Source organism: Xanthomonas cassavae CFBP 4642, from assembly GCF_000454545.1.
In the GTDB taxonomy this organism is placed as follows: domain Bacteria; phylum Pseudomonadota; class Gammaproteobacteria; order Xanthomonadales; family Xanthomonadaceae; genus Xanthomonas; species Xanthomonas cassavae.
In genome coordinates, this window is sequence record NZ_CM002139.1 from 3,187,662 (window position 1) to 3,213,368 (window position 25,707).

At 65.7% G+C, this 25,707-nt stretch carries 31 protein-coding genes, 1 tRNA gene and 1 pseudogene; 14 read left to right on the plus strand and 19 right to left on the minus strand.

What is annotated here, in order from left to right:
* Positions 1-642 precede the first annotated feature (642 nt).
* The 13 genes and pseudogenes from XCSCFBP4642_RS24870 to XCSCFBP4642_RS0114205 all read left to right on the plus strand — a co-directional run.
* Positions 643-2,021: pseudogene (locus XCSCFBP4642_RS24870) on the plus strand (bifunctional DNA primase/helicase); the annotation flags it as partial.
* Between the two features lie 115 nt (positions 2,022-2,136).
* Positions 2,137-2,931: a KilA-N domain-containing protein gene (locus XCSCFBP4642_RS25895; RefSeq protein WP_029220368.1), complete on the plus strand. Its 795-nt coding sequence runs from the start codon at positions 2,137-2,139 to the stop codon at positions 2,929-2,931.
* A gap of 320 nt (positions 2,932-3,251) precedes the next feature.
* A complete protein-coding gene (locus XCSCFBP4642_RS0114155; protein WP_029220369.1) occupies positions 3,252-3,470 on the plus strand; it encodes a hypothetical protein in 219 nt (72 codons plus the stop codon).
* A complete protein-coding gene (locus XCSCFBP4642_RS0114160) occupies positions 3,467-3,754 on the plus strand; it encodes a hypothetical protein (protein WP_029220370.1) in 288 nt (95 codons plus the stop codon). Before XCSCFBP4642_RS0114155 ends, XCSCFBP4642_RS0114160 begins: the two co-directional genes overlap by 4 nt.
* Positions 3,754-4,026: a hypothetical protein gene (locus tag XCSCFBP4642_RS0114165; RefSeq protein ID WP_029220371.1), complete on the plus strand. Its 273-nt coding sequence runs from the start codon at positions 3,754-3,756 to the stop codon at positions 4,024-4,026. Before XCSCFBP4642_RS0114160 ends, XCSCFBP4642_RS0114165 begins: the two co-directional genes overlap by 1 nt.
* Positions 4,027-4,103: 77 nt before the next feature.
* Entirely contained in the window at positions 4,104-4,529 is a 426-nt protein-coding gene (locus XCSCFBP4642_RS0114170) for a hypothetical protein (RefSeq protein WP_029220372.1), read from the plus strand.
* Positions 4,522-4,698, plus strand: coding sequence for a hypothetical protein (locus tag XCSCFBP4642_RS29465; RefSeq protein WP_167331391.1), 177 nt, complete (start codon positions 4,522-4,524; stop codon positions 4,696-4,698). The genes XCSCFBP4642_RS0114170 and XCSCFBP4642_RS29465 overlap by 8 nt, the downstream gene beginning before the upstream one ends.
* A gap of 22 nt (positions 4,699-4,720) precedes the next feature.
* Positions 4,721-4,966, plus strand: coding sequence for a hypothetical protein (locus XCSCFBP4642_RS0114180; protein WP_152527345.1), 246 nt, complete (start codon positions 4,721-4,723; stop codon positions 4,964-4,966).
* Entirely contained in the window at positions 4,963-5,208 is a 246-nt protein-coding gene (locus tag XCSCFBP4642_RS28635) for a hypothetical protein (RefSeq protein ID WP_029220374.1), read from the plus strand. Before XCSCFBP4642_RS0114180 ends, XCSCFBP4642_RS28635 begins: the two co-directional genes overlap by 4 nt.
* Entirely contained in the window at positions 5,205-5,477 is a 273-nt protein-coding gene (locus XCSCFBP4642_RS0114190; RefSeq protein WP_029220375.1) for a hypothetical protein, read from the plus strand. The genes XCSCFBP4642_RS28635 and XCSCFBP4642_RS0114190 overlap by 4 nt, the downstream gene beginning before the upstream one ends.
* Positions 5,474-5,680: a DUF7696 family protein gene (locus XCSCFBP4642_RS0114195; protein ID WP_029220376.1), complete on the plus strand. Its 207-nt coding sequence runs from the start codon at positions 5,474-5,476 to the stop codon at positions 5,678-5,680. The genes XCSCFBP4642_RS0114190 and XCSCFBP4642_RS0114195 overlap by 4 nt, the downstream gene beginning before the upstream one ends.
* Positions 5,677-5,898: a hypothetical protein gene (locus XCSCFBP4642_RS0114200; protein WP_010364117.1), complete on the plus strand. Its 222-nt coding sequence runs from the start codon at positions 5,677-5,679 to the stop codon at positions 5,896-5,898. The genes XCSCFBP4642_RS0114195 and XCSCFBP4642_RS0114200 overlap by 4 nt, the downstream gene beginning before the upstream one ends.
* Positions 5,898-7,079: a site-specific integrase gene (locus tag XCSCFBP4642_RS0114205; RefSeq protein ID WP_029220377.1), complete on the plus strand. Its 1,182-nt coding sequence runs from the start codon at positions 5,898-5,900 to the stop codon at positions 7,077-7,079. Before XCSCFBP4642_RS0114200 ends, XCSCFBP4642_RS0114205 begins: the two co-directional genes overlap by 1 nt.
* Before the next feature lie 123 nt (positions 7,080-7,202).
* Here the strand turns inward: XCSCFBP4642_RS0114205 and XCSCFBP4642_RS0114210 are convergent.
* The 18 genes from XCSCFBP4642_RS0114210 to aspS all read right to left on the minus strand — a co-directional run bounded on the left by XCSCFBP4642_RS0114210 (position 7,203) and on the right by aspS (position 24,033).
* Positions 7,203-7,278, minus strand: a tRNA-Lys gene (locus XCSCFBP4642_RS0114210).
* A gap of 47 nt (positions 7,279-7,325) precedes the next feature.
* Entirely contained in the window at positions 7,326-8,000 is a 675-nt protein-coding gene (queC, locus tag XCSCFBP4642_RS0114215) for a 7-cyano-7-deazaguanine synthase QueC (RefSeq protein ID WP_029220378.1), read from the minus strand.
* 571 nt (positions 8,001-8,571) lie between these two features.
* On the minus strand, positions 8,572-9,255 hold the full coding sequence (gene queE / locus XCSCFBP4642_RS0114225; RefSeq protein WP_029220379.1) for a 7-carboxy-7-deazaguanine synthase QueE: 684 nt from the start codon (positions 9,253-9,255) through the stop codon (positions 8,572-8,574).
* Positions 9,256-9,296: 41 nt separating this feature from the next.
* Positions 9,297-10,118: a tol-pal system protein YbgF gene (ybgF, locus tag XCSCFBP4642_RS0114230; protein ID WP_029220380.1), complete on the minus strand. Its 822-nt coding sequence runs from the start codon at positions 10,116-10,118 to the stop codon at positions 9,297-9,299.
* A 6-nt stretch (positions 10,119-10,124) separates the two neighbouring features.
* Positions 10,125-10,643 (minus strand): peptidoglycan-associated lipoprotein Pal, encoded by a 519-nt coding sequence (pal, locus tag XCSCFBP4642_RS0114235; protein ID WP_029220381.1) that lies wholly within the window; start codon positions 10,641-10,643, stop codon positions 10,125-10,127.
* 57 nt (positions 10,644-10,700) lie between these two features.
* Complete coding sequence (gene tolB / locus XCSCFBP4642_RS0114240; RefSeq protein WP_029220382.1) at positions 10,701-12,020, minus strand: Tol-Pal system beta propeller repeat protein TolB; 1,320 nt, start codon at positions 12,018-12,020, stop codon at positions 10,701-10,703.
* A 261-nt stretch (positions 12,021-12,281) separates the two neighbouring features.
* Positions 12,282-13,322, minus strand: coding sequence for a cell envelope integrity protein TolA (tolA, locus tag XCSCFBP4642_RS0114245; RefSeq protein WP_029220383.1), 1,041 nt, complete (start codon positions 13,320-13,322; stop codon positions 12,282-12,284).
* A complete protein-coding gene (gene tolR / locus XCSCFBP4642_RS0114250) occupies positions 13,312-13,761 on the minus strand; it encodes a protein TolR (RefSeq protein WP_029220384.1) in 450 nt (149 codons plus the stop codon). The genes tolA and tolR overlap by 11 nt, the downstream gene beginning before the upstream one ends.
* Before the next feature lie 157 nt (positions 13,762-13,918).
* Entirely contained in the window at positions 13,919-14,698 is a 780-nt protein-coding gene (gene tolQ, locus XCSCFBP4642_RS0114260; RefSeq protein ID WP_005996093.1) for a protein TolQ, read from the minus strand.
* Positions 14,699-14,709: 11 nt separating this feature from the next.
* Positions 14,710-15,168, minus strand: a complete 459-nt coding sequence (ybgC, locus tag XCSCFBP4642_RS0114265) for a tol-pal system-associated acyl-CoA thioesterase (RefSeq protein ID WP_029220385.1) — start codon at positions 15,166-15,168, stop codon at positions 14,710-14,712.
* A gap of 52 nt (positions 15,169-15,220) precedes the next feature.
* Positions 15,221-16,255 (minus strand): Holliday junction branch migration DNA helicase RuvB, encoded by a 1,035-nt coding sequence (ruvB, locus tag XCSCFBP4642_RS0114270; protein ID WP_029220386.1) that lies wholly within the window; start codon positions 16,253-16,255, stop codon positions 15,221-15,223.
* A 130-nt stretch (positions 16,256-16,385) separates the two neighbouring features.
* Positions 16,386-18,293, minus strand: a complete 1,908-nt coding sequence (locus XCSCFBP4642_RS0114275) for a potassium transporter Kup (RefSeq protein WP_029220387.1) — start codon at positions 18,291-18,293, stop codon at positions 16,386-16,388.
* 53 nt (positions 18,294-18,346) lie between these two features.
* Positions 18,347-18,931 (minus strand): Holliday junction branch migration protein RuvA, encoded by a 585-nt coding sequence (ruvA, locus tag XCSCFBP4642_RS0114280; RefSeq protein WP_029220388.1) that lies wholly within the window; start codon positions 18,929-18,931, stop codon positions 18,347-18,349.
* Between the two features lie 157 nt (positions 18,932-19,088).
* Positions 19,089-19,613 (minus strand): crossover junction endodeoxyribonuclease RuvC, encoded by a 525-nt coding sequence (ruvC, locus tag XCSCFBP4642_RS0114285; RefSeq protein ID WP_029220389.1) that lies wholly within the window; start codon positions 19,611-19,613, stop codon positions 19,089-19,091.
* A gap of 112 nt (positions 19,614-19,725) precedes the next feature.
* Complete coding sequence (locus XCSCFBP4642_RS0114290) at positions 19,726-20,454, minus strand: YebC/PmpR family DNA-binding transcriptional regulator (RefSeq protein WP_029220390.1); 729 nt, start codon at positions 20,452-20,454, stop codon at positions 19,726-19,728.
* An 89-nt stretch (positions 20,455-20,543) separates the two neighbouring features.
* Entirely contained in the window at positions 20,544-21,221 is a 678-nt protein-coding gene (locus XCSCFBP4642_RS0114295) for an esterase/lipase family protein (RefSeq protein WP_029220391.1), read from the minus strand.
* A 147-nt stretch (positions 21,222-21,368) separates the two neighbouring features.
* Positions 21,369-21,896, minus strand: a complete 528-nt coding sequence (locus XCSCFBP4642_RS0114300; RefSeq protein WP_029220392.1) for a GNAT family N-acetyltransferase — start codon at positions 21,894-21,896, stop codon at positions 21,369-21,371.
* 370 nt (positions 21,897-22,266) lie between these two features.
* Positions 22,267-24,033, minus strand: coding sequence for an aspartate--tRNA ligase (gene aspS / locus XCSCFBP4642_RS0114305; RefSeq protein WP_029220393.1), 1,767 nt, complete (start codon positions 24,031-24,033; stop codon positions 22,267-22,269).
* A gap of 157 nt (positions 24,034-24,190) precedes the next feature.
* Between aspS and XCSCFBP4642_RS0114310 the strand changes: the two genes are divergently transcribed.
* Positions 24,191-24,961, plus strand: coding sequence for a DUF3011 domain-containing protein (locus XCSCFBP4642_RS0114310; RefSeq protein ID WP_029220394.1), 771 nt, complete (start codon positions 24,191-24,193; stop codon positions 24,959-24,961).
* 98 nt (positions 24,962-25,059) lie between these two features.
* On the opposite strand, the gene XCSCFBP4642_RS0114315 is transcribed toward XCSCFBP4642_RS0114310, so the two are convergent.
* Positions 25,060-25,371 carry an FmdB family zinc ribbon protein gene (locus tag XCSCFBP4642_RS0114315; protein WP_029220395.1) on the minus strand — a complete coding sequence of 104 codons (312 nt, stop codon included), beginning with the start codon at positions 25,369-25,371 and terminating at the stop codon, positions 25,060-25,062.
* Between the last annotated feature and the right edge of the window lie 336 nt (positions 25,372-25,707).

The window sequence follows — 25,707 nt, forward strand, 5'->3', positions numbered from 1 at the left end:
GGCTTCGATTCGCGGGCCGCGCAGATCGTCCAGCGCGACGGCAAGAAGACCGATTGGAACGACCTGCATCTGCGCGCTATCGCGTCCGATGATCCCAAGCAATGGGACAACGACGTCAACGAAGCCCGCTACCAGGGCGACCTGCTTGTAGCTCGCTCGGCGGTGGATAAAGGCCTGCTCATGTTCGAGCACGACGGCCGCAACGACTTCTGGCTGGACTACCGCTCCCGCCTGTACTGGTTCGATTTCGATACGCAGCGCTTCGACAAGCTGCGCAAGGAGAAGCTAGGCGACATCGATGCGGACGAAGGCGACGAGGTTGCTGCCGAGGATCTGAGGAAGATCAAGCGCGCAGCATGCTCCGTGCAGAAGATCGCCAACTGCTACCCAGAGGCACTGTATTTCCAGCGGCAAGAGGTCACGGACGAAAGCTGGTACTACTTCCGCGTCGATTTCCCGCATGACGGCCCCAGCGTAAAGGGCACCTTTACAGGTGGTCACGTCGCCAGCGCGTCCGAGTTCAAGAAGCGCCTGATCTCCCTGGCNTGGTACTACTTCCGCGTCGATTTCCCGCATGACGGCCCCAGCGTAAAGGGCACCTTTACAGGTGGTCACGTCGCCAGCGCGTCCGAGTTCAAGAAGCGCCTGATCTCCCTGGCTGCCGGCGCCATGTTCACCGGTACCGGCCACCAGCTGGACCGTCTGATCGAAGAGCAGACCGAAGCGATCAAGACGGTGGACGCCATCGACTTCGTTGGCTACAGCAAGGAACACCGCGCCTACCTGCTCGGCGATATGGCCGTGCGCGACGGCGAGCTGGTGACGGCCAACGAAGAGGACTACTTCGAGTTCGACAAGCTGCGCTTGAAGACCACGCAGAAGTCCATCCGCTTGGAGATTCAGCGCGACGCTGAGGCGTTCCGCGTAGATTGGCTGCCGTGGCTTTGGCAGTGTTTCGGCACGCACGGCATGGTCGCCATGACGTTCTGGTTTGGCTCGTTGTTCGCCGAGCAGATCCGCGCCGGCCACAAGAGCTTCCCATTCCTCGAAGCCACCGGCGAAGCAGGCGCCGGCAAGACCACGCTGCTCACGTTCCTGTGGAAGCTGCTAGGCCGCTCGGACTACGAGGGCTTCGACCCGGCCAAGTCGTCCAAGGCTGGCCGCGCACGTGCCATGGGCCAGGTGTCCGGCATGCCCGTGGTCCTGCTGGAAGCCGATCGCAGCGAGCCAGACAAGGCGCACTCAAAGACGTTCGAGTGGGACGAACTGAAGGACTTTTTCGGCGGCGGCACCCTGGCAACACGCCCTTTCGCGGCACGATCGTCATCACTCAGAACGCTGCGGTGGATGCCAGCGAAGCGATCCTGACGCGTATCGTGAAGCTGCACTTCAAACGGCCGCAGGTCACCACCGAAAGCCGAATCGCGGCCGACAACCTCAACGCGCTGCAGGTCGAAGAAGTCAGCCACTTCCTCGTGCGTGCCATACGCCAGGAGCGCGCCATCCTTGATCTGTTCGCTGAGCGGGTGAAGGTGTTCGAGGCCAAGCTACGCGGGCAACAGGATCTGCGCCTGGAACGTGTCATCAAGAACCACGCCCAGATGCTGGCGCTGTTCGACTGTCTGCGCCTGGTTATCACCATCCCGGACGACATGGTCGAGCATACGCGGCTCGCGTTGTTGGACATGGCCCTGGAACGGCAGAAGGCGATCAGCGCCGACCACGCGATGGTCAACGAGTTCTGGGAGGTCTACGAATACCTCGAAGCCACAGGCCACGGTAAAGCCGTCGTCAACCACAGCCGCGACGCGCAGCGTATCGCGATCAACCTCAATCACTTCGCTGCGCGGGCCGCGCAATTCAGTCAATCCGTGCCCGATCTCAAGGTGCTGCGTGCGCTGCTCGGTGACTCGCGCCGGCACAAGTTCATCGGCGCGAACGTGGCCGTCAACAGCGCTGTCCTTAAGGACGAGCTGACCGGCGTCGGCACCACCGTGAAGTGTTGGGTGTTCGCCAAATGACCGGATCCGCCAACGCTGGGTGCCGCCTCATATATGAGGAATCTCTCAGCACCTACACCATCCGCTCAAAGGGCAAAGCCGGAAATCCGGCTTTGGCCCTGCTGGAAGCTGCCGCATGAACAACGAGCTGTTGCCCCCCGTTCTCTGCATCGCGAATCTGCAGATCCGCCGCGATGCCGCTGGCCGTTACTGCCTCAACGATTTGCATCAGGCCGCGGGCGGAGAGGATCGCCATAGTCCTAACCGCTTCACGCGGGCCATCACCTTCCAGAGTCTGGTCACCGAGCTAACGCCAGAAATGGCGTTTGCGCCCTTCGAGTCGATGAGGGGCGGCATGGCGCCGGGTACCTACGTCGTCAAGGAACTTGTTTACGCCTACGCGATGTGGATCTCGCCACGCTTCCATATTGAGGTCATCCGCGCCTACGACGCCCTGGTAACTGCCAGCTCGGGTAGCGCCGGTCGCGCACCAGCCGCCGCAACTGCAGCGCTTCACCAAGCCCGCATGCAAGCAGTCGCTCGGCTTTATCGCGCACGCCATCCGGCCGAGCAGGTAGCCCTGCATGCGCAGGCCACACAGCTTTCCCTGGCGCTGGATCTGCCTCGACCCGCGCTGCCGGCGGCGGTCGTCGCCCTGCAGAACGGCCAGGAGACGCTGGCAAGGTTCTGGCTGGCGGTCGATGCCGGCCTGTCCGCCGGGCAGTTGCAAAACCACGCTCGCCGCAACGATGTGCTGGCATTCAACCTGCCTCAGGTCAGGCAATACGCTGCCCGAAGCGGCATCGCGTTGCCCGAATCCACCGCGCTGACCGGCGCGCTTCGCTCTTGTCCGCGACTGCTGCACGTCAATCGTGCCTACAACAGCCCGGCCATCGGGCGCGCAGTCAAATGCTGGGTGTTCGCCAAATGAGCACGTTTCCTCGTGTTGGAAGTTTTGGGAAATTTTCGTTGACTTCTGCCCTGGAGCGGAGCAACTATTACTGCGTCGCCGCACAATCGGCGACCGGGATTGGCGTCCCGGAACATGAGGCGCACCAGCGCCCATCGATCGATGCATGGCGCTTTTTTATTGCCCGCATCGACGCGGGCGTATACCGGCCATCTTTATGGCGGGCGGTGCGCGGGGGCCGCAAGGCCCACCGGTCCTCATGCCGGCACGCCAACCGCGTACCGTCCGTCACCCCGATTGGCGTCGGGATGACGGATTTCCCCAAACATGAGGAAACCCGCATGTCTTACGACGCTAAAGAAGCGCCGGCCAACGCCGCGCGTCAGATCGCCCATTATTTCGGCCTGATCGCCGACACCCTCGACTGGAATCACACCGCCTGGCTCGCCCTGCAGGCGAAACTGCAGGCCATGGGCAAAGCGCCCGAGGCGCTGACCTTGGCCGATGTCGAGGCCGCCATTACCAGCATCAATGCCGACCTGGCCGAGGTTCGCCAGTGAGCCGGCGCGACATGCACAAGGCCTTGCGTGTGGCCCCAGGCGTCTACCTGCTTCTGCAGATACGAAAGACCGACGTGCTGGCCGAACTGTACGCAGATGGCCTGCATGATCGCGCACCGGTCATGTTCGCCTGCAGCGCAATCGAAGACGCTTGCGAGTTGTTCCCCGTCGACGACAGCACTGGCCTGGTCATCGGCTCGTTGCACGTGGTCATGCCGGAAGCCGAGGCCGCCGCGCTGCTGGAATGGGTGATCGAGCGCATGCCCGCATTGGAGGTGGCTTGATGGACGCCGCTCGCCAACACGCACAGCTGCCGGAAGACGCTGACTTCTCGATCAGCGAAGAAGAGCAATATCGCCTCTGGCGCGCGTACCACGCGGCCGCATTGCTTGCCGCACTGACCAACGATATCGCGATCGAAGCAGGCATCAATCACGACGGACCAGCAGCAGTGGCCGAGTACATCCGCCACGAGCTGCTGGATGTCCTGAATGGCGCGCAGCGCCTGCGTGAGCCTGACCCCAGCATTCCGCCATCCGGCGCCGACCTGATCTAACCCGCACCAGCGGGCCGGCGGGCGGTGCTCGAACACCGCCCCAAGGCCCTCCACCAACGCAACTCAGGAGAGTCGATATGCAACAGCACACTGGAACACGTCCAGCCGCGGCAGCACGTCTGCTGGCTTCAGGCACCGGACCCGGCCCGGAGGCTACCACGCCGGCCGTCGTCGCCTACGATCGCGGCATGGGCGATTGCTCGGCCACCATCACCCTGCATGTCACGCATGGTTCGGTGGTGGTTACTGCCGCGCTGAACATGGGGTCATTACGCGAGGCCCGCCAGTCGTGGGAGCGGCGTCGCGGCTCCGGAGGCGGCTGGAAGCTCATCGAAGGCCCCCGCCTGTGGACGGCTGCAGAGGACTCGATCAGCACGGAGCTGGCCGAGTTCATGGACGGCCTGGACTTCCCGTTCGACTTGGCCAACATGCTGCCGCGTCGCCCGACTGCCGCCGCCGAGGCAGCGATCGCCGCTGCTGCGCTGGAGGTGGCCCATGCTTAATTTGGCCCTGAGCTTGATCGCGCCAACGATCGGCGGCGCGCTGTTGTATCGGCTGTGGCTCACGCGCCCCGCGCGCATCGCTCACAGCGGGCTGGCGGTGGGACAGATCCCGCAGCGGTTACGTCGTCGCGGTGCCATGGCTGTGCGCCGGACGTTGACGCATGGCTAAGTCGATCGTGGTCCACGGGCCAATGGGTAGCGGCAAGACACTCAATGCTGACGCAATCCGCCAGGCCTACAGCCTGAAGCGCGTGGTGGAGTTGGACGAGCGACTGCAGCGCAAGGGTGATGACTGGCAGCTGGCCCAGCACGACGTGCTCATGCTGACCAATGATCGGTTGCTGGCCGAACTGACGGCGCAGCGTCTGCGCATTGAAGTGGTAGCCATCGCCGACGCGCGTGTGCGCCTTGGCGCTGCTTGGAGGTCACCACGATGACGCTCGATCGCGTGATTGCTGTGAGCCGAGCGGCGCAGCACTACGGTGGCCCCGGCCCGTTGTCGACGGGCGAGGCCTTGACAGCTGCGCTGGTGCTCAATCGACACGACTGGCTTGCGGACATGGACTACACCATCGCCCAGGCGCTTGATCGGATTGACGAGGATTCCATCGCGCATTTGCGCGAGGCCGAGCGGGCAATCGGGGACAACGCTAGGGAAGCGGGGGGAGACCACGCATGACACAGCGCGAGATATCGCACCCTGAGCCGCTGCCCGCCTGCAGGGCCGGTCACGCCGGCCGGCACATCGCGGACGGCCGCCGCCTGCAGGCCGGCGGCGGGCACCTCATCGAATGCCCGTGCGGGCGCACCAAAAAGCACGCTGCCTTCGACGAGGCGCTGGCCGATTGGAAGCGGATGCACCGCATTCGTGTGCCACGCCAGACGGCACCAGCCGACAGCAACGTGGTGCAGCTCGGGCTGCGCCTTCGCGGAGGCGCCAGCCAATGAGCGATGAGGACACGGAAGCCCACCGGCGCCAGTGCGAGGCGCGCTACTGGCTGCGGCAGGGCTACACCGACGCCAAGTCGGTCGGCCTGCTGCAGCAACTGGTCGCCGCCAAGCGCGGCGACCAAGCGGCACAGGATCTGCGCGAGGAAATGCCGGAACAGTGGAAGAGCCGTCAGCAGTGGCAGCGGGACCAGCTGCTATGACGGGGCGAATCCTGCATTTCGCCGACCTGCAGCGCATCTGCTCACCGGACGGGCCGGCGCCACGCCTCGTGGTGGTCTGCCGTTGGGCAGACCGAGAGGGCATCCGCTACCGCTACGACCGCAAGGGCCGGATCTGGACGACGATTGATGCTGTGAACGCCGCGCTCGGCATCACCGAGCCTGCGGCCAACCAAGAAAATGCCATGGAGCTGATCTGATGGGACGCGGTAGAAAAAGGAAGTTCAATCCAGCTATTCCCGCCCATATCGACCAGGCCGCCTTGCCACAAGGCGTGTATTGGGAGGATGGCCGCTGGTACACCATTGAGGCGCATCCTGAGGGAGGCCGTCCTAAGAAAAGGACGGTCGCACACAGACATTCGCGCCTTTCGGAACTCCACGCAATTGTGGAATGCGCGCGGGGCGAGATCGAGAGAGACACTCTGGCGTTCTTGGACGAGCGCTTCCACGGATCCACCGAGTTCAAGGCTCTCGCGCCTGGCACCCAGAAGGACTACAGACAAAGCGGTCAAGCAGCCTGCGCCTACGTGCTGAAAGACGGCAGCCAGCTTGGGCGGATGCAAGTAACGCGTATCAATGTCCCGACCATGCAGCGCTTGGTGGAGACTCTCGCAGCAGGGCGAGAGGCCACAGCTATGCAACCAGCAATCGAGCCTCGCCCGAGCAAGGCCAACCACGTGCTTCGGTATCTTCGCCGCCTCTTTGGGTGGGGAATACGATTTGGGCTGTGCGAACACAACCCGGCCAAGGGCGTACGCCAGGCGAAGGAGGTGGCCGCTCACACGATGCCGGAGCAGGACGCTTTCACTGCAATATTGCGGTTTGCGCAGCAGCGCGCCACCTTGGACGCGCATACCAAAGGCAGCGTCTCGCCATACCTGCATGCGGTGATGGTCCTGGCCTACAACCTGCGGCTACGCGGGGCTGAAGTGACCGACCTCACTGACGCGCATGCGGGCGAGCAGGGCATCTTGGCGACGCGGCGAAAAGGCTCGCGCGACAATGTCACGACCTGGAACGAAGAACTGCGCAGTGCGTGGGCATGGCTGATTGAGTACCGCAGGCGGACGATGGCTGCGCACGAGCGGCCCATCCCTCTCAAGCCGGAGCAACGCCGGTTGGTCGTCAGCCAATCGGGCACGCCGCTGACAAAATCAGCGCTCGACAGCGCGTGGCAGCGCATGATCAGGCTTGCCATTCGGGAGGGCGTCATTGATGAGACCCAGAGGTTTAGCCTCCATGGACTGAAGCACCGAGGCATCACCGATACAGAGGGCACCCTGGCTGACAAGCAAGAGGCTGCCGGCCATAAAACGCGAGAAATGACACAGCGTTATTCGCACGATGTGCCAGTCGTTAAGCCGCCTCGCCGGACCTAGCAGGGCACGCTTTGCCTCAATGAGTTGGCCGTGGAAAGCGTTTCCCGGCCACTTATTTTCCCGGGAATTTTCCCGGAGATACAAAAAAGGCGCCTTGGGCGCCGTTTAAGTTGCTGATTTTATTGGTGGGCCGTGATGGATTCGAACCATCGACCAAAAGATTAAAAGTCTTCTGCTCTACCGACTGAGCTAACGGCCCACTGCCCCGACTGCGCGTCGGGGTGCGCATTCTACCCTACCCGGGCGTCAAGACGAAATGGCGTAGTGAGTGGGGTCCGGGACGCCCGCATCGGCGAAGCCGGCGGCACGCAGTTGGCAGGCGTCGCAGTGGCCGCAGGCGCGCCCTTCTGCATCGGCGCGGTAGCAGGACACGGTCAGGCCGAAATCCACGCCCAGGCGTACGCCTTCACGGACGATGTCGGCCTTGCTGAGGAACTGCAGCGGCGCATGGACACGCAGGCCCGCGCCTTCCACGCCGGCCTTGGTCGCCAGGTTGGCCAGCACCTCGAATGCGCGCACGAATTCCGGCCGGCAGTCCGGATAACCCGAATAATCGACCGCATTGACGCCACAGAACAGGTCGTCGGCGCCGACCACTTCCGCCCAGCCCAGCGCCAGCGACAGCATGATGGTGTTGCGCGCAGGCACGTAAGTGACCGGAATTCCGCCGCCGCCGGCCTCAGGGACCTCGATGTCGTCGGTCAGCGCCGAGCCGCCGATGCTGCGCAGATCCACGTCGACCACCTTGTGCGCCACCACCCCCTGCGCCGCGGCCACACGTGCGGCGGCATCCAGTTCGGAGGTATGCCGCTGACCGTAGCGCACGCTTAGCGCATACACGGCAAAGCCCTGCTCCTGCGCGAGCGCGACGGCGGCGGCGGAGTCCATGCCTCCGGACAACAACACAACAGCTTTCTTCATGACGGGTCAGACGATGACAACAGAAGGGGAAGGCTAGCAGGGTCGGTCCGTGAGGAGTTAGCGCGGCAGATGGAACGAAGACCTTCGATCCTTGGTGGCCGTAAGACTTCATCAGGACGATTGCTGGATGACGCACTGAGCCCCATGAGGTGCCGCGCCACATCTCGCGCGACGAGGCGCGCGCCTTAAATGGCATCGCCCCTGCACGCGAGCCAGGCGGCGCCCTTGATTGACTCGGGACCATGCGATGCGCTCTTCAAGTGGGTCTCCAAGATATTCATGCGCAACTTCCCCCGCCACGTGGCGGATCCGGACTTGTGACTGCGCCAAACCCTACAGGCACGCACAGGCTCGACGGTATCGACCAAAAGTGGCATATCGCCTCCAGGATCGACCACGTGCGCTCAGTCCAGCCACGCATTGCCCACCACCTGCATGCCGCACCGACACAGGTCGACTGAGAAGTCACCGCTTTGCTGCGTCAACGCTTGCCACATCCATCAGCGCTTCATAACCGGATTCATGGATATCACAGACGGAATCGCCTGAAGCGTTGCGGTGTCACCGGCCCTCAGCGCCCCGGTTCGTCGTCCCACAGAATCTTGTGCAACTGCATCTGGAAGCGCACTGGCAGCCGGTCGGCGACGATCCAGTCGGCCAGTTCGTGTGCGCTCACCTGGCCCTTGCTGGGCGAGAACCACACCGTGCAGCGGCGATCCAGCACGTGCTCGGCAACGCAGGTGCGCGCCCACTCGTAATCGGCACGGCTGCAGATCACGAACTTGATCTGGTCACGCGCCGTCAGCAGCGGCAGGTTGTCCCAGCGGTTGCGACGCTCCTCGCCCGATGCCGGGGTCTTGATGTCCACGACCCGCGACACGCGTGCATCGACCCCCGAGACATCCAGCGCGCCAGAGGTTTCCAGCGAGACGTCGAAGCCGGCATCGCAGAGCTGCTGCAGCAACGCCAGACAGCGCTTTTGCGCGAGCGGCTCGCCACCGGTCACGCAGACATGGCGCACGCCGTGGCTGGCAACCTCGGCAACGATGGCGTCGATGTCATGCCACTGACCGCCATGGAAGGCGTAAGCCGTGTCGCAATACGTGCAGCGCAACGGGCAGCCAGTCAGGCGCACGAACACCGTCGGCCAGCCAGCCGTCTCGGCCTCTCCTTGCAAGGACAGGAAAATCTCGGTGATCTTCAGCCGCGGCAATGGCGACTGGACGATCTCGCTGGGGACGGCGGCAGCATTCATGGGCAAAGTATGCGCTGCGCCAAAGGCGCGGGCGCGCGGGTTCAGCGTAGCTGCTGACCGAGGCGGATGGACTGCAGGCGCTCCTGCGCAACGCGGGCGGCGTCGGTACCGGGATACTGCGCTGCCACCTGCTGCAAGGTCTGCTGGGCTTCGTTGTCCTTGCCCGCACCGTACTGCGACAGGCCAAGCTTCAACAGACCGCCAGCGGCCTTGTCGTGCGTGGGATAGCGGCTGACCAGGTCGCGGAACTGCGCCTCTGCCAGCTGGAAATTGCGGGTAGCGTAATAACTCTCACCCAGCCAATACAAGGCATTGGGGGTGTAGACGCCGTTGGGATAGAGCTCGAGAAAACTCAGGAACAGCTGCGACGCATCGTCGTACTTGCCATTCTTCAGTGCATCGAACGCGACATTGTAGGCTGTGCGTTCTTCGTTGCTGACGGCCAGGGTGCCTGGATCGCCATGAACAGTGGGCGGCTTCTCGGAAGTGGCCGCCGCTGCGGGCCGCGCGGCCGGAGCCGGGGCAGGAGGAGTGGCGCTGCCGGTCGCGGCAGGCAATGGTGGCATTGCGCCACCTGCACCTTCCAACCGGTTCAGACGTCCGTCCAGGTCCAGATACTGGTCCTTGGACTGCTGCTTGAGTTGCTCGTTGTCGTGCTGCAGCTGTTCAACGGTCGCGCGCAATGCCTGCAGGTCCGAACGCGCCTGCTGCAGTTGATTGAGAAGATCGTTGTTGGCCTGGCTGTTGGCCTGCTGCTGCTCGAGCACGGCCACACGATCAGCGAGACTGGCTCGCTGGGCGTATGCCGGCGCGGCGACCACAAGGGCCGCCGCGACGAACAGGGATGTCACTCGAAAGCGCATCGCTTCTTACTGAGCCGTGTACACGATTTCGACGCGACGGTTCTGCGACCAGCAGCTTTCGCTGGTTTCGGTGCAGACCGGACGCTCTTCACCGTAGCTGACGACGGTCAGCTGGCTGGCCGAACCACCGGCAGCCTGCAGCGCCGACGACACGGCATTGCCGCGACGCTCGCCCAGACCCATGTTGTACTCACGCGAACCGCGTTCGTCGGCGTTGCCCTGCAGGGTGATACGCGAGGAAGGACGGTCACGCAGGTACTTGGCGTGGCACGCCATGATGGCCTGGAACTCTGGCTTCAGGGAGTCCTGATCCAGATCGAAGTAGACAACGCGCTGGCGCAGGCAGGCATCGGTATCCAGGTCGCCCGGGCCGTACAGGCCGGAGGTGGACGGACCGGTGGGCACGGAGGAACCAGCGGTGGTGTCGGTTGCCGGAGGCGGAGTTTCCTTCACCTTCTTGGAGCAACCAGCCAGCACGGCAACGGACAACAGGGAGACAAGCAAGACGCGGGTGGACTTGTTCATGGGATACCTATGGAGGCTCTGGGCCAATGAGTGGTTTAACGCAGCGAAATATTAACATTAATGCGCGGTTCGGTAAGGCCCCCAAGCAGGTTCTCTCACATCGCCATCGGCCAGAACCAGACGCTGCCGCACCCGCGCGTCGGAAGACACCGCGTACAGCACGCCACGACCACCCTCACGCGCTGCGTACAGCACCATGCTGGCGTTGGGCGCAAAGCTCGGCGATTCGTCCAGCGACCCCGGCGACAGCGTGCTCCAGTTCGGCGAACCCAGGCTGCGGTCCATCATCGCGATGCGGTAGCTGTTGCCGCTGCCCTGCGCCACGACGATCTTCTTGCCGTCGAACGACACGCTGGCGGTGGCGTTGTAGTTGCCCTGGAAGGTCACGCGGTTGGCGCTGCCGCCGCTGGCGGCCACTTGGTAGATCTGCGGACGACCGCCGCGATCGGAGGTGAAGTAGATGCTGCTGCCATCCGGTGCCCAGGTCGGCTCGGTATCGATGCCGAAGTGGTTGGTCAGCTGGGTCAGCTGCTTGCTGCCCAGGTCCATCACATAGATCTCCGGATTGCCGCTGCGCGACAGGGCCAGCGCCAGGCGACGCCCATCCGGGGAGAACGAGGGCGCGCCGTTGATGCCACGGAAGCTGGACACCAGTTCACGGGCACCGGTGGCGATGTCCTGCAGATAGATCGATGAATTACCACGCTCGAAGCTCACGTACGCCAGCTTCTTGCCGTCCGGGCTCCAGTTCGGCGACAGCAGCGGCTCGGCCGAGCGCACGATGGTCTGCGGGTTGTAGCCATCCGAATCGGCCACCATCAGCGCATAGCGCATCGCGCCGCCCTTGCCGCTGGCGGTCACGTAGGCGATGCGGGTCCAGAACGCGCCACGCACGCCGGTGATCTTTTCGTAGATCGCATCGGCCATCTGATGCGAGACATCGCGCATCGCGTTGGCACGCGCGGTCATCGCCAGGCCGAGCATGCGCTCGCCCTTGGCCACGTCGAACAGCTCGTACTCGACGCGATAGGCACCCTCGCCCGCGTCCATCACACGGCCGACAACGATGTAGTTCTGTTTGAGCGTGCGCCAGGTCTGGAACTGCACCTCGGTACCGCGGGTCGGCTTTTCGACGATCTGCGCGGCAGGCAGCGTGCGGAACTGGCCGGAACGATCCAGGTCGGCACCGACCACGGCCGACACATCGGTCTGCGGCGCGGTTCCGGAGCCCTGGTAGGGCATGGGGACGACAGTGATCGGCGTCGCCGAGGCGCTACCGCCCACGATGTCGATGGTGAGCCCTTGCTGTTGCGCGAGCGCGCTCAGCGGCAACAACAGGGCGGTCAAGGCAGCTAGCCAATGCAGCGGTTTTTTCATGGACGGCTCGGATCGGGCAGGAAAAGTGGGCAAGGGATACCAATCAGCGAGTGAACATACTCGCAATCGTGAACGCGACAGTGTGAAAATGGAGCGAGCAGAAGCTTGGCACAGCGATGTCATGGAATAGAACAAGGCTGGGCGTCGCCGGGCCGGCGGCGACGCATCTATCTCAACGCCGGCGATACCTCCCTGCAGCCGACACCCAGCACCTGCGCTGCGGCGCCGGCCGGCACTGCCACGCCGACGCCGGTGCGGGCATCACTGATCCTGCGCGGTGAACAAGAAGGTCAGGTTGCGCTGGAACACCGATTCGAAGCCGCGATACGGCAGCGGCTGCGCGCTCAATACCGCCGCTTCGATCGAGCGCTGACCAGCCTCGTCGTACGGGCAACCCGGCGCGACCTTGGCCTCCATGACGCTGCCACCGGGCAGCTGACGGATGTTGATGGTGCACTTCTGGCCGGCCGGCACGGAGGGCGGACGCACCCACTGCGCCAGCACCTTCTGCTGGATCGCGGCGGCGTACTTGGCCGACAGGTCGGTACTGGTGCCACCCTGCCCTGCAGTCGGCTGCGCGCTGGTCGCCGCGGCGGCAGAGGCTTGCTGCGCACGCGCAGCGGCCACCTGGCGCAACTTCTGTTCGGCCAGCGCCGCTTCCTTGGTGGCCTGCTCGCGCTGGCGGCGGATCTCGGCAATCTTCTTCTCGCGCTCGGCATCGGCGGCGGCCTGCTGCGCGGCGGCCTGCTTCTTCTTGGCGTCGGCCTCTTCCTGCTGCTTGGCCAGGCGAAGTTTCTGCTCGGCCTCTTCCTGGCGCTTGCGCTCGGTCAGGTCGATCTGCTCCTGGCGACGCTTGGCTTCCTGTTCCTGCTTGGCCTTTTCAGCGGAAATGGCCAATGCATCGACCTTGTCCTGATCGACCTTGTCCGGCTGGGCCACGCGCTCCTGCGCCTGCGCCTGTTGGGGCGTAGGCGCGTCCTGCGGTCGCGGTTCGGGAATCGGCTGTGGCGGCGGCACGCTGTCTTCCGGCGCAGGCTCGGGCAACGGTGCCGGTGGTGGCGGTGCCTCCACCGGGGTGGCCTTCAGCGCCTGACGCGCCACGCGCGCCTCGGCAGCGGAGACGTCCAGCGAGGCCTCCATGCTGGGGTCGCCCGCAGCCGGTTCCACCGAACGCTCCGGCGACCACAGCCAGCCGGCGATGAACACCAGCGCGACCAGTACATGCACGACCAGGGCCAGGACCACCGGCCGCAGCCAGCCGTCCTCGCGCGCACCTTGCGTGGGGAATGCGTCAGCGTGCATCGCTGCCTGCGGTGCCGCCGGAATCGGAAATCAGGCCCACCTTCTCGACCTTGGCCTGCTTGAGCACATCGATGGCGTCCATGATCTTCTGGTACGGGGCGGCACGATCGCCGGCCACCACCACGCGGGCATCCTTGTCCTGCGCCACGATGGCAGCCAGTTGCGCCTGCAGCGCATTGACGTCCATTGCCTGCGATTTGCCCTTGGGCAATTGCAGCGCCAGTTGACCATCGGCGGCGACCACCACCACTACTGGGTCCTGCTTGCTCTCCAGCGCCTTGGCGCGCGAGCTGGGCAGGCTGACGTCGGTACTCAGGGTCAGCAACGGTGCGGTCACCATGAAGATGATCAGCAGCACCAGCATCACGTCGATGTACGGCACGACGTTGATGTCGGATTTGAGCTTGCGCTTCTTGCGGCGGGAAATACCGGAGATCATCGCGAAACGTTCCTAATTAATCCTCGGCGCCGGGCGGCAGCGGGGTCGCGCGGCGCCCGGGGAAGGGACAGCCGCGCGTGACGCTGCGCATCGACGCGACTGGCTCGCCCGGCCACGCCCCGCATCAAACCGTGCGGGTGCATACCGGGGCCGCGCATCACTCGTCCGCGCCAGCCTGGCGCTGCAGAATGGAGCTGAACTCGTCGGCGAAGGTTTCGTAGCGCACCGACAGCCGTTCCACGCGGGTGGTGAAGCGGTTGTAGGCCCACACCGCCGGAATCGCCACGAACAGGCCGATGGCGGTGGCGAACAGCGCTTCGGAGATACCCGGCGCCACGGCCGCAATACCGGCCTGCTCACCGCTGCTGACCATGTCGTGCATGGTCACCATGATGCCGAACACGGTACCGACCAGGCCGACGTAGGGCGCGGTGGAGCCGATGTTGGCCAGCAATTCGAGATTGCGCTCGAGCTGGTCGACCTCACGGGTGAAGGCAGTGCGCATGGCGCGCTGCGCGCCTTCCAGTTGCACGCGCGCATCCAGGCGACGGCGGTCGCGTAGCCGCGAGAACTCGCGGAAGCCGCTTTCGAACATCGATTCCAGACCGCCCACGGTACGGTTGCGGTCGGTCGCCGAGGCGTACAGCTTGGCCAGATCCGCGCCGGACCAGAAGCGGTTCTCGAACTCGTCGGCCTCGCGGTTGGCCTGCTTGAAGGCGCGCGCCTTGCGGAAAATGATGACCCAGCTGATGAACGAGCCGATCAGCAACAGCAGCACGATGATCTTGACCGGGATACTGGCCCGCAGGATCAGGTCCACGTAGTTGATGCTGCTGTTGTGCGCCGCCGTGGCGGTTTGCGCCGCGGCCGCGGTGACTTCCTGGGGTAGCGCTTCCACTACCGTGTCCTGCAGGGCCAGGAGCAATGCAATCGACATCCGTTCGTTCCTCAGTAATCGGATTCTGGGGTTTCTAGAGCTTTCAATACGTCGTACACCGCGTCGTCCATGCCGCAGGGGCGGAAGTCGCTGGCGCCGAGTGCGGCGATGCGCACCTGAGCGGTCAACAGCACTTCGCCCTCGCGGCGCACCGACTGCGCGAACAGCAGGCTGGCCCGTTTGCATTTCAACACCACCGCCGACACCGACAGCGCGTCGTCGAGCCGGGCCGGCTTGAGGAAATCCAGTTGCATCGAGCGGACCGCGAACACCAGACCATGCTGCTGGCGCATCGCCTCCTGCCCGTAACCGACCGCGCGCATCCATTCGGTGCGCGCACGCTCCAGAAAGGCGACGTAGCGCGCGTGGTAAACCACCCCGCCGGCGTCGGTATCTTCCCAGTAAACGCGTGTCGGCCAACTGAATACAGGCGGGGAGTGGGGAATCGGGAGTCGGGAATCGGCGGTCATGGGCACGGATTGTTGGTCAAGACGGCCTGGGCGCGCGACGAACGGAGCGTCATCAGAACAGCTCTCCCGGCTCGCCGAACCCTGGCGCGCGGTCCCGTGGCGGTTTCAGGCCCAGGTGCATGTAGGCCTTGTGGGTGGCCATGCGGCCGCGCGCGGTGCGGATCAAAAAGCCCTGCTGGATCAGGTAGGGCTCGATCACGTCTTCCAGCGTGCCGCGTTCTTCCGACAGAGAGGCGGCCAGCGATTCCACGCCGACCGGGCCGCCATCGAAATGCTCGACGATGGTGCGCAGCATGCGGCGGTCGAGCTCGTCGAATCCTTCCGGATCCACCTTCAGCATCTGCATGGCCGCCTGCGCCACCGGCAGATCGATATGGCCGGCGGCCTTGACCTGGGCGTAGTCGCGCACCCGGCGCAACAGCCGGTTGGCGATACGCGGGGTGCCACGGGCGCGACGCGCAATCTCGGCCGCGCCTTCGGGCGTGCAGTCAATGCCCAGGATCGCCGCCGAACGGATCACGATGCGGGTCAGCTCGGCCGGCGAATAGAACTCCAGCCGCTGCACGATGCCGAAGCGGTCGCGCAATGGCGCGGTCAGCAGGCCGGCACGCGTGGTGGCGCCGATCAGCGTGAATGGCGGCAGATCGATCTTGATCGAGCGCGCCGCGGGGCCGTCGCCGATCATGATGTCGATCTGGAAATCTTCCATCGCCGGGTACAGCACTTCTTCCACCACCGGCGACAGGCGATGGATCTCGTCGATGAACAACACATCGTGCGGCTGCAGGTTGGTCAGCAGCGCGGCCAGATCGCCGGCCTTTTCGATCACCGGGCCGGAGGTCACGCGCAGGCTGACGCCCAGCTCGTTGGCGATGACATGGCTGAGCGTGGTCTTGCCCAGGCCCGGCGGCCCGAAGATCAGCACATGGTCCATCGCCTCGCCGCGCGCCTTGGCCGCCTGGATGTAGATCTCCATCTGCTCGCGCACCGGCTGCTGGCCAAGATAATCGGCCAGGCGCTTGGGCCGGATGCTCGCATCGGCGGCATCGTCTTCGCGGGTGGAGCTGCTGGCGATGATGCGGTCCATTAGGGCGGGGATTAGGGATTCGGCAGACGGGATTGGCAGCGCACTAGTATGGGCCGCGGGGCGCCTCCGGCGCTACGCTCTTGCCAATCCCGAATATCCAATCCCCACTCCCGGGCCGCCACCGGCGGCCTCAGATCTCGACCTGCGCGCCCAACTCGACCAGGCGGTTGCCGGGGATGCGGAAGAAGCCAGTCGCCGGGGCGGCATTGCGATGCATCAGCGCGAACAGCTTGTCGCGCCAGATCGGCATGCCGCGGTTGGCGCTGGCCACGATGGTCTCGCGACTGGCGAAGAAGGTGGTGTCCATCGGGTCGAAATGGATGCCGCCCTGGTCGCAGGAACGCATCAGCGCCAGCGGCACGTCCGGCGTTTCCATGAAGCCGAAGCGCACATAGACGCGGTAGAACTCGTCGCCGATCGATTCGATCTGCAGCCGCTTGTCCGCCGGCGCGTACGGGATCGGCAGCGTGTCCACGTTGAGGAAGATGTTGCGTTCGTGCAGCACCTTGTTGTGCTTGAGGTTATGCATCAACGCATGCGGCACCACCATCGGATCGGCGGTCAGGAACACCGCCATGCCGGGCACGCGCGCCGGCGGCGCCAGCATCAGCCCGGGCAGGAAGCTGTCGATGCGGATACCGTCCTTGCGGATCTCTTCGCGCAACAGCGCACGGCCGCGGCGCCAGGTGCGCATCAGGGTGAACACCACGATGCCCAGCGCCAGCGGGAACCAGGCGCCCTGCAGCAGCTTTGCGCCGTTGGCGACGACGAAGGCCAGTTCGATGATGAAGAACACCACGCACAGCGGCAGCACCCAGCTGCGCCAGCGCGGCCACAGCGCGCGCGCCACCAGCGCCAGCAGCAGGGTGTCGATCAACATGGTCATCGACACCGAGATGCCGTAGGCCACCGCCAGATTGGTGGAGCTGCGGAAGATCAGCACCAGCGCGATCACCATCACCATCAGCAACCAGTTGATGCCGGGCACGTAGATCTGGCCGATGGTGTCGCGCGAGGTGTGCTTGACCAGCATGCGCGGGATATAGCCCAGCTGCATGGCCTGGCGGGCCACCGAATAGGCGCCGGTGATCACCGCCTGCGAGGCGATCACCGCCGCCAGCGTGGCCAGAATGATCATCGGATACAGCGCCCAGCCCGGCACCGCCTCGAAGAACGGGTTCTTCAGTGCGGATGGGTGATTGAGCACCAGCGCGCCCTGGCCCAGGTAATTGAGCAGCAGCATCGGCAGTACGAAAAAATACCAGCCGTGGCGGATCGGGCGCGCGCCGAAATGGCCCATGTCCGCATACAGCGCCTCGCCGCCGGTCACCGCCAGCACCACCGCGCCGAGGATGAACACGCCGTGCCAGCCGTGCTCCATGAAGAAGCGGATCGCCCACCAGGGGTTGAAGGCCTTCATCACCTCCGGCGCGTCGACGATGTTCCAGATGCCGATCGCCCCCAGCGACAGGAACCACAGGCAGGTGATCGGCCCGAACACCTTGCCGACCTTTTCGGTGCCGAAGCGCTGGGCCATGAACACCAGCAGCAGCACCACCACGGTGATCGGCACGATGAAGGGATGCAGGCTGGGCGCGGCGATCTCCAGGCCTTCCACCGCGCCCATCACCGAGATGGCCGGGGTGATCACGCCGTCGCCGAAGAACAGCGAGGCGCCGAAGATGCCGAGAATGCCCACCACGTACGCCGAGCGCGAGCCCTGCTTGAGGGTGCGCTGGGCCAGCGCCATCAGCGCCATGATGCCGCCCTCGCCGTCGTTGTCGGCGCGCATGATAATGGTGACGTACTTGAGCGTCACCGTGATCATCAGCGCCCAGAATGCCAGCGACAGCACGCCGAGCACGGTGTCGTGGTCGCTGGTCAAGCCGTAGTGCGGCGAGAACGCCTCCTTCAGGGTGTACAGCGGGCTAGTGCCGATATCGCCGAAGACGACACCAATGGCGCCGATGACCAGGGCCATGTGGCCGTTGACGGGCGCGTGGCCATGGCCCGCTGCAGGAGTGGAGGTCTGTGACATGAGTGGGCAGGGTATCGCCGAAGGGCGTGAAGAATGAGAAAGGCCGAGGCTGCTTAACGCAATGCGGCCTGGAGGGCCTTGCGGATGACCGTGGCGACATCGTCGCCTTCTGCCCCGGCCTCGCGTGCCATGCGTGCGGCCTCGGCCGGCTTGTAGCCCAGTTGCTGCAGGGCGACGGTGGCTTCGGACACCGCGTCCGGACCGAGCTGGCCGGTGATCGGCGCTCCGCTGCTGAAGTCGGCCGCGCGGTCGCGTAGCTCCACCACCATGCGCTCGGCGGTCTTCTTGCCGATACCGGGAATGCGCGTGAGCGCGGTAATGTCGCCGCTGGTGATCAGGCGGGCAAACTCGTCCACGCTGACCCCAGACAGCACCGCCAGCGCGATCTTGGCGCCGATGCCGGTGACCTTCTGCACATCGCGAAACAAGCGCCGCTCGCCCTCGCGCAGGAAGCCGTACAGCGCGACGCTGTCTTCCTTTTGCGCGTAATGGGTAAACAGGATGACGTCGCGACCGACATCGGGCAGGTCGTAGAAGGTGCTCATCGGCGCCTCCAGCTCGTACCCCACCCCGCCCACGTCGATCACCAGCCACGGCGGCTGCTTGTAGGCCAGAATCCCGCGCAGACGGCCGATCATTGGGCACCGCCGCTGCGGTGCCGGGATTGGGCATTCGGGATTGGGGATTGGCAAATTCCCTCGCTGCCGTTACAGACGGCCGCGCAACACCGGAGCGGCACAGCGTGCGCGGACCCGCCGTTGCGAATCCCCAATCCCGACTGCCGAATCCCAATACTCATCTCTTGCGGCTCCAGGCCTGTTGGGTGTTGACGCCCAGACGCTGCGCGGTGGCGCGGACGTGGGCGTGGGTGATGGCGACGGCCAGTGCATCGGCGGCGTCGGGCTGCAGCTTGCCTTTGAGGTTGAGCATGATGCCCACCATGTGCTGGACCTGCAGCTTGTCCGCGCCGCCCTTGCCGACCAGCGCAAGCTTGATTTCGGTGGCCGCGTACTCGTGCACCGGCAGGTCGCGCATGACCACCGCGCAGATCGCCGCACCGCGGGCGTGGCCGAGTTTGAGCGCCGAATCGGCGCTTTTGCCCATGAAGACCTTTTCGATCGCCACTTCATCCGGCCTGTAGGTCTCGATCAACTCGCCCAGCCCGTGCAGCAGCCGCTTGAGCCGCTGGGAGAAGTCGCCCTCGCCCAGCAGCATCACTGGCGCATGGTGCACATGCCGGCTGCGACCGCCCTGGTCGATATCGATGATGCCAACCCCGGTGCGCTGCGAGCCGGGATCGATGCCCAGGATGCGGGTCATTGGCGGGCCGGGATTGGGGATTGGAGATTGGGGATTGGTAACCTGCGTGCAGCGCAGTGCGCCCATCGCTGTTGCGAATCCCGAATGCCCAATCCCGCCATCCCCACCTGCATCAGGCGCCAAACGCCGCTTGATCGACGTTCGAATACACGTCCTGCACGTCGTCCAGGTCTTCGAGCATGTCCAGCAGCTTGCGTACCTGCACGGCGGTGTCGCCGTCCACGGCAATGTCGTTTTCGGCGCGGAAGGTGATTTCGGCGTGCGCGGGCTCCAGGCCGGCTGCGGCCAGGGCGTCCCTGACCTGGGCGAAGGCGTCCGGGGCGGTCAGCACGTCGATGGCGCCGTCTTCCGGGTACACCACCACGTCGTCGGCGCCGGCTTCGATGGCGGCGTCGGTGAGCGCGTCTTCATTGGCACCGGCTGCAAAGCTGAGCACACCCAGGCGCTTGAACATGAAGGCCACCGAGCCCTCGGTGCCCATGTTGCCGCCGCACTTGCTGAAGGCGTGGCGCACGTCGGCCACGGTGCGCACGCGGTTGTCGGTGAGGCAATCCACGATCACCGCCACGCCGCCGGGCGCGTAGCCCTCGTAGCGGATTTCTTCGTATTCCACCCCTTCCAGCTCGCCGGTGGACTTCTTGATGGCGCGTTCGATCACGTCCTTGGACATGTTCGCCGACAGGCCCTTGTCCATGGCGGTGCGCAGGCGCGGGTTGTTGGACGGATCGCCACCGCCGGCGCGGGCGGCCACGCTGATCTCGCGGATGATCTTGGTGAACATCTTGCCGCGCTTGGCGTCGGAGGCGTTCTTGCGGCCTTCGATGGAGGGGCCTCTACCCATGAGTGGTTCCAGACTGGCTTGGATGACAGGGCGCGGATTTTACCTGATTGCTTGCACTCACCGGGGCAGCAACATGCGCCAGCGGATGTTCAATGCCGAAAGCGGCCCAGGCGCAGGAAGGCCAGCGCCTGCGCGGCGGCGGCCGGCGAGCGCAGCAGGCCACTGTGGCTGGCCTGCACCACGCAGTGGTCGCGCAGCCCCGGCAAGCGGGTTTCGGCCAGCGACACGGTGCCGTCGGAGTCGCCGTCCAGTGGCGCCAGCCAACGGCCGACGCCGCGCGGGATGCAGCCGGCCACCTGACCGATCTCGGCCGCACCGTCCCACTGCGCAAAGCCCTGCTGCAGCAGCGCGGCGCTGCGTCCCATGGCCCAGACGCCACCGCGCCGGGCCAGCCCGCGCGCGGCAGCGCTGCCGCGCAGCGGCGAGCCCAGGCAGACCACCCGCCGCACCGGCAGGTCGGGCGCGTCGCGCAAGGCCTGCAACGCCATCAGCCCGCCCAGGCTGTGGCAGACCAGCAGCTGCGCCCCGCTGCTGCGCACGCGCGCGATCAGCTGCGGCACCGCCTGCGCCGGACCGCCCAGCACGCTGGCGTAGCCGAACAGTGCCGGCGCCAGCCCGTCGCCACGCAGCCGACGGGCCAGTGGCAGCAGCCAGTGCGCGGTATTCCAGATGCCATGCACCAACAGCACATCGGCGGTGGTGGTGGTCGATTGTTTGCGCGAGCTGCGTCGCGGCGTGACTGCAAGGGCCGAAGATGCGCTGGACAAAGGCAGGAGGACCGGAACGTGGCGCGCAGGCGTCGGGCACGGCGAACGCAGCGCAGGACCTGCAGTGTACGAGCGCCCGGCGCTGGCGCGTGAACAGACGTGGCGCGGCGCCCCACGCCAATCCCGAATCCCCCAATCCCCCCCCATTCATCCCGCGGCAGCGATCGGCCCACGCCGAAGGATGAACTCGCGGTCGACGATCTTGCCGACCGGAAAATCGTACTCGCCCACCTTCTCGAAACCGTAGCGCGCATAGAAGCGCTGGGCGCCGAAGTTTTCCGACCACACCCCGATCCACAGGGTGCGCGGGCCGTCGCGCTGCAGCCACTCCAGTGCGGTCTCGAACAATCGGCTGCCCCAGCCGCTGCTTTGATAGTCCTTGAGCAGATACAGGCGCTTGAGCTCCCCGTCGCCGGGACGCACGTCCTCATGCGGCAACCCGCACGGGCCGGCGGCGGCGTGGCCGACCAGCAGGTCATCCAGCTCCAGCAGCCAGATCGCATAGTCCGCATGCGCCAGCACGATGCGCGCACGCTCCACCGCATAGGTCTCTTCGAGAAAGCCGCGCAGGTCTTCCTGCGGGTAGAGATGGCCGAAGGTTTCGGTAAAGGTCTGCGCAGCCAGAAGCGACAACGCTTCGGCATCGTCCGGCGTGGCGCGGCGGATGCGGGTCATGCGGGCTTCTCGTGCCGGATGGACGTGGCAGCTTGTCGCATGCGCGGTTGGTGGTGCAAGCGTGGGGAATCGGGAATCGTAAGAGCGAGAGCCGGAGCCGGGGCGAGCGACAAGCAGAGGACGCGGCCTGGGAAGTTGGAAGTGGGAAGCTGGGCCGGATCTGCGATGGGCGCCGGCTTCGGTATTGCCTGCAGCAGGGACCGGGGTCGCGGTGGCATGGCGGCGCGGTGTGCCATGCCTTGCATGGCGGCTCCTGCCCACAGCTTTCTACGAAGGCATCAACGGCTCCGATCCGGAGCGCGGTGTTGGCTGCGTGCGGCCAAGCAGCGCTGCCTGGCCACGCACTTGGCGTGGCCATGCCCGGTGCAGGTCAGGCCTGCTTGGGACGCACCTGCACGTGCACTTCGGCCAGTTGCTCGGCGGCGATCGGCGACGGGGCGTCGGTCATCAGGTCCTGCGCGCCGGTGGTCTTGGGGAACGGGATCACGTCGCGAATGGACTCGGTGCCGGCCATCAGCGCGGCGATACGGTCGATACCGAAGGCGATGCCGCCGTGCGGCGGCGCGCCGTAGTTCAATGCATCCAGCAGGAAGCCGAACTTGGCGCGTGCTTCTTCGGCGCCGATACCGAGCAGCTCGAACACCGCGCTCTGCATGTCCGGGCGGTGGATACGGATCGAGCCGCCGCCGATTTCATTGCCGTTGAGCACCATGTCGTAGCCACGCGACACCGCGGTGCGGGCATTGGCGCGCAGGTCGGCGATATCGTCCACCGCCGGTGCGGTGAAGGGGTGATGCAGGGCGACGTAGCGCTGCGCTTCGTCGTCCCATTCGAACATCGGAAAATCGGTGACCCACAGCGGCGCCCAGCCCTCGGCGACCAGGTTGAACTCCTTGCCGGCCTTCAGGCGCAGCGCGCCCATGAAATCGGACACGGTGTTGTAGCCGCCGGCACCGAAGAACACGATGTCGCCCTTGCCCGCACCGATGTGCTTGAGCAGCGCGGCAAACGCGTCTTCGGAAAAGAACTTGGCGATCGGCGAACTCACCTCGCCGGTCTCCGACAGCTTGATGTAGGCCAGGCCCTTGGCACCGTACTTGGCAGCGTGCGCGGCGTAGTCGTCGATCTGCTTGCGCGACAGCGTGGCACCGCCGGGGATGCGCAGCGCGGCGATACGGCCATCGGCATCGTTGGCAGCGGCGGTGAACACCGGGAATTCGCTGGATTTGACCAATTCGGCCACGTCGACCAGTTCGAGCGCGATGCGCAGGTCCGGCTTGTCCGAGCCGTAGCGACGCATCGCCTCGGCCCAGGTCACGCGCGGGAACTGCGCAGCCAGCTCGACATCCACCACTTCGGCGAAGATGGCGCGGATCATGTCTTCGACGAAATCCTGCACGTCGCGCTCGCGCACGAAGGCGAATTCCATATCGAGCTGGGTGAATTCCAGCTGGCGATCGGCGCGCAGCGCTTCGTCGCGGAAGCAGCGCGCGATCTGGTAGTAGCGGTCGAAACCGGCCACCATCAGGATCTGCTTGAACAGCTGCGGGCTCTGCGGCAAGGCGTAGAACTCGCCCGGATGCATGCGCGCCGGCACCAGGAAGTCGCGTGCGCCTTCCGGGGTGGCCTTGGTCAGGATCGGGGTTTCGATGTCCTGGAAGTCGCGTGCGTCCAGATGCCGGCGCAGCGCCTGCACCAGCTTGATGCGGGTGCGCTGCATGCGCTGCATCTCCGGGCGGCGCAGGTCCAGATAGCGGTACTTCAGGCGGGTGTCCTCGCCCGGGTTTTCATGCGCGTGGAACGGCAGCGGCGCGGCCTTGTTGAGGATGGTGATGCGCGTGGCGATCACTTCCACCTTGCCGGAGCGCAGCTTGTCGTTGACCGCATGACGCGCACGCACCACGCCTTCGACCTGCAGCACGTCCTCGTAACCCAGGCTGGCGGCCACCTTGAACACGTCGGCGGAGTTGGCGTCGCCCTCGGCCGGCTCCACCGTCACCTGCACGATGCCTTCGTGGTCGCGCAGATCGATGAAGCACACCCCGCCCAGGTTGCGGGCCACGTCGGTCCAGCCGGCGAGAGTGACGGTTTGGCCGATCAAGGTCTCGTCGACCAGGCCGCAGAAGTGGGTACGCATCGAAAGCTCCGCTGAAAACCCGACGCAGGACAGCGTCGGAAAGCCGGATATTCTGGGGCCGGCGGCCGGCAGGAGCAAATGCGGCGGCGGTCACCGGCGCTTAAGTCAGCGCCCGGCTGAATAGGCACTACGCCCCTCCCGCACCAAGGACGCCTCGATGCTGCGCACCGCCCTGCTGATCTCCGGCTTCAGTCTGATCGCCCTCGGTGGCGCACTCGGCAGCCGCCCCGCTGCCGCGCAGGACCGCGGCTTCAATGGCCCCAGCATCACCTGTTCCAGCAACGATAATCGCCGCCGCGAATGCGATACCCCGTTCCGTGGGCGTGCCGCGCTGGTGGAGAACATCTCCGGCACCCGCTGCATCGAAGGCCGCAATTGGGGCAGCGACCGCGGCCGCGTCTGGGTGGACAATGGCTGCCGCGGCCGCTTCATCGAGGCCGGCGGCTGGGGCGGTGGCGGTGGCGGCTGGAATGGCGGCGACGACCGCCCCGGCAATGCCGCTGCCGGCACCGTGCGCTGCGAAAGCCGCGACCAGCGCCAGGCGATCTGCAATACCGGCTGGCGGCGCGCCATGATCGTGCGCCAGCTCTCGGGCACCCCCTGCGTGGAAGGCCGCAACTGGCACCAGGAAAACGGCCGGATCCAGGTGGACGACGGGTGCCGGGCCGAGTTTGCGCAGGCCCGCGGTGGCGGCTGGGACCGCGATGACCGGTACGGTGGCGGCCCCCAGGGCACTTACTCGGTGACCTGCAGCAGCGACGACCGCCGCCTGCGCACCTGCGACTGGAACGGCCGCGCCGGCCGCCCGGTGCTGACCCGGCAGCTGTCCGATACCCGTTGCGAGGAAGGCCGCACCTGGGGCTACGACCCACGCCGCTCCACCGTCTGGGTCAACGATGGGTGCCGCGCGCGCTTCGACGCACGCTGATCCGGTTCGACGCCTGGCTGCGCTGTCGCCGGGCCAGGCGCCCTGCCGTGCACAGACGCGCAGCGCCAGTCTGGCGACCCGGCCGCGCCTTGCCGTGATCACGCTTTGTCGGACGCCGGCTTGGCCGGGGCCGGGGCGGCCTGAGCGGCCGGTTTGCTGTCGCTGGCAGCTGCTGGCTTGGCATCGCCGCCGCCGCTGGTATCGGTGAGGTTCTTCTTCTTTTCGCCGGCCGACTTGAAATCGGTCTCGTACCAACCGCTACCGGACAAGCGAAACGACGGGGCGGTGACCTGGCGCTTGATGGTGGCTGCGGCGCAGGCCGGGCAGCTCTGCGGGTCGGGGTCGGCCATCTTCTGCAGGCGGTCGAACGAGTGGCCGCAGGTCGTGCACTGGAACGCATAGATGGGCATGAAGACGCTATTGGAAGACGATGTAGGGGCGCAGAGTCTAGACGGATGCGCGCGCGCTGGCGCAACCGCGCGCCGCACTGCATGGCGAAGCCGGCGCGGTCGCCGCGCTGGCGAATCGCTCGCCACCGTTGAGGCGCGCAGCCGTGCCGCCACGTACCGCGCGTTGGCACGCGAGCGCGCACTGGCGACCGACGCGACGCACGCACTGCCAGTGCATGCGCAAAGCCGCGTGCCTGCGGCGATTTGCGTCCCCTGCGCTGACTCGTCTGCTGCCGATGATTCGCTGCGAATCTGCCAGCCATATCACGCCAAGGCCGCGCTGGCGGCATCCACCGG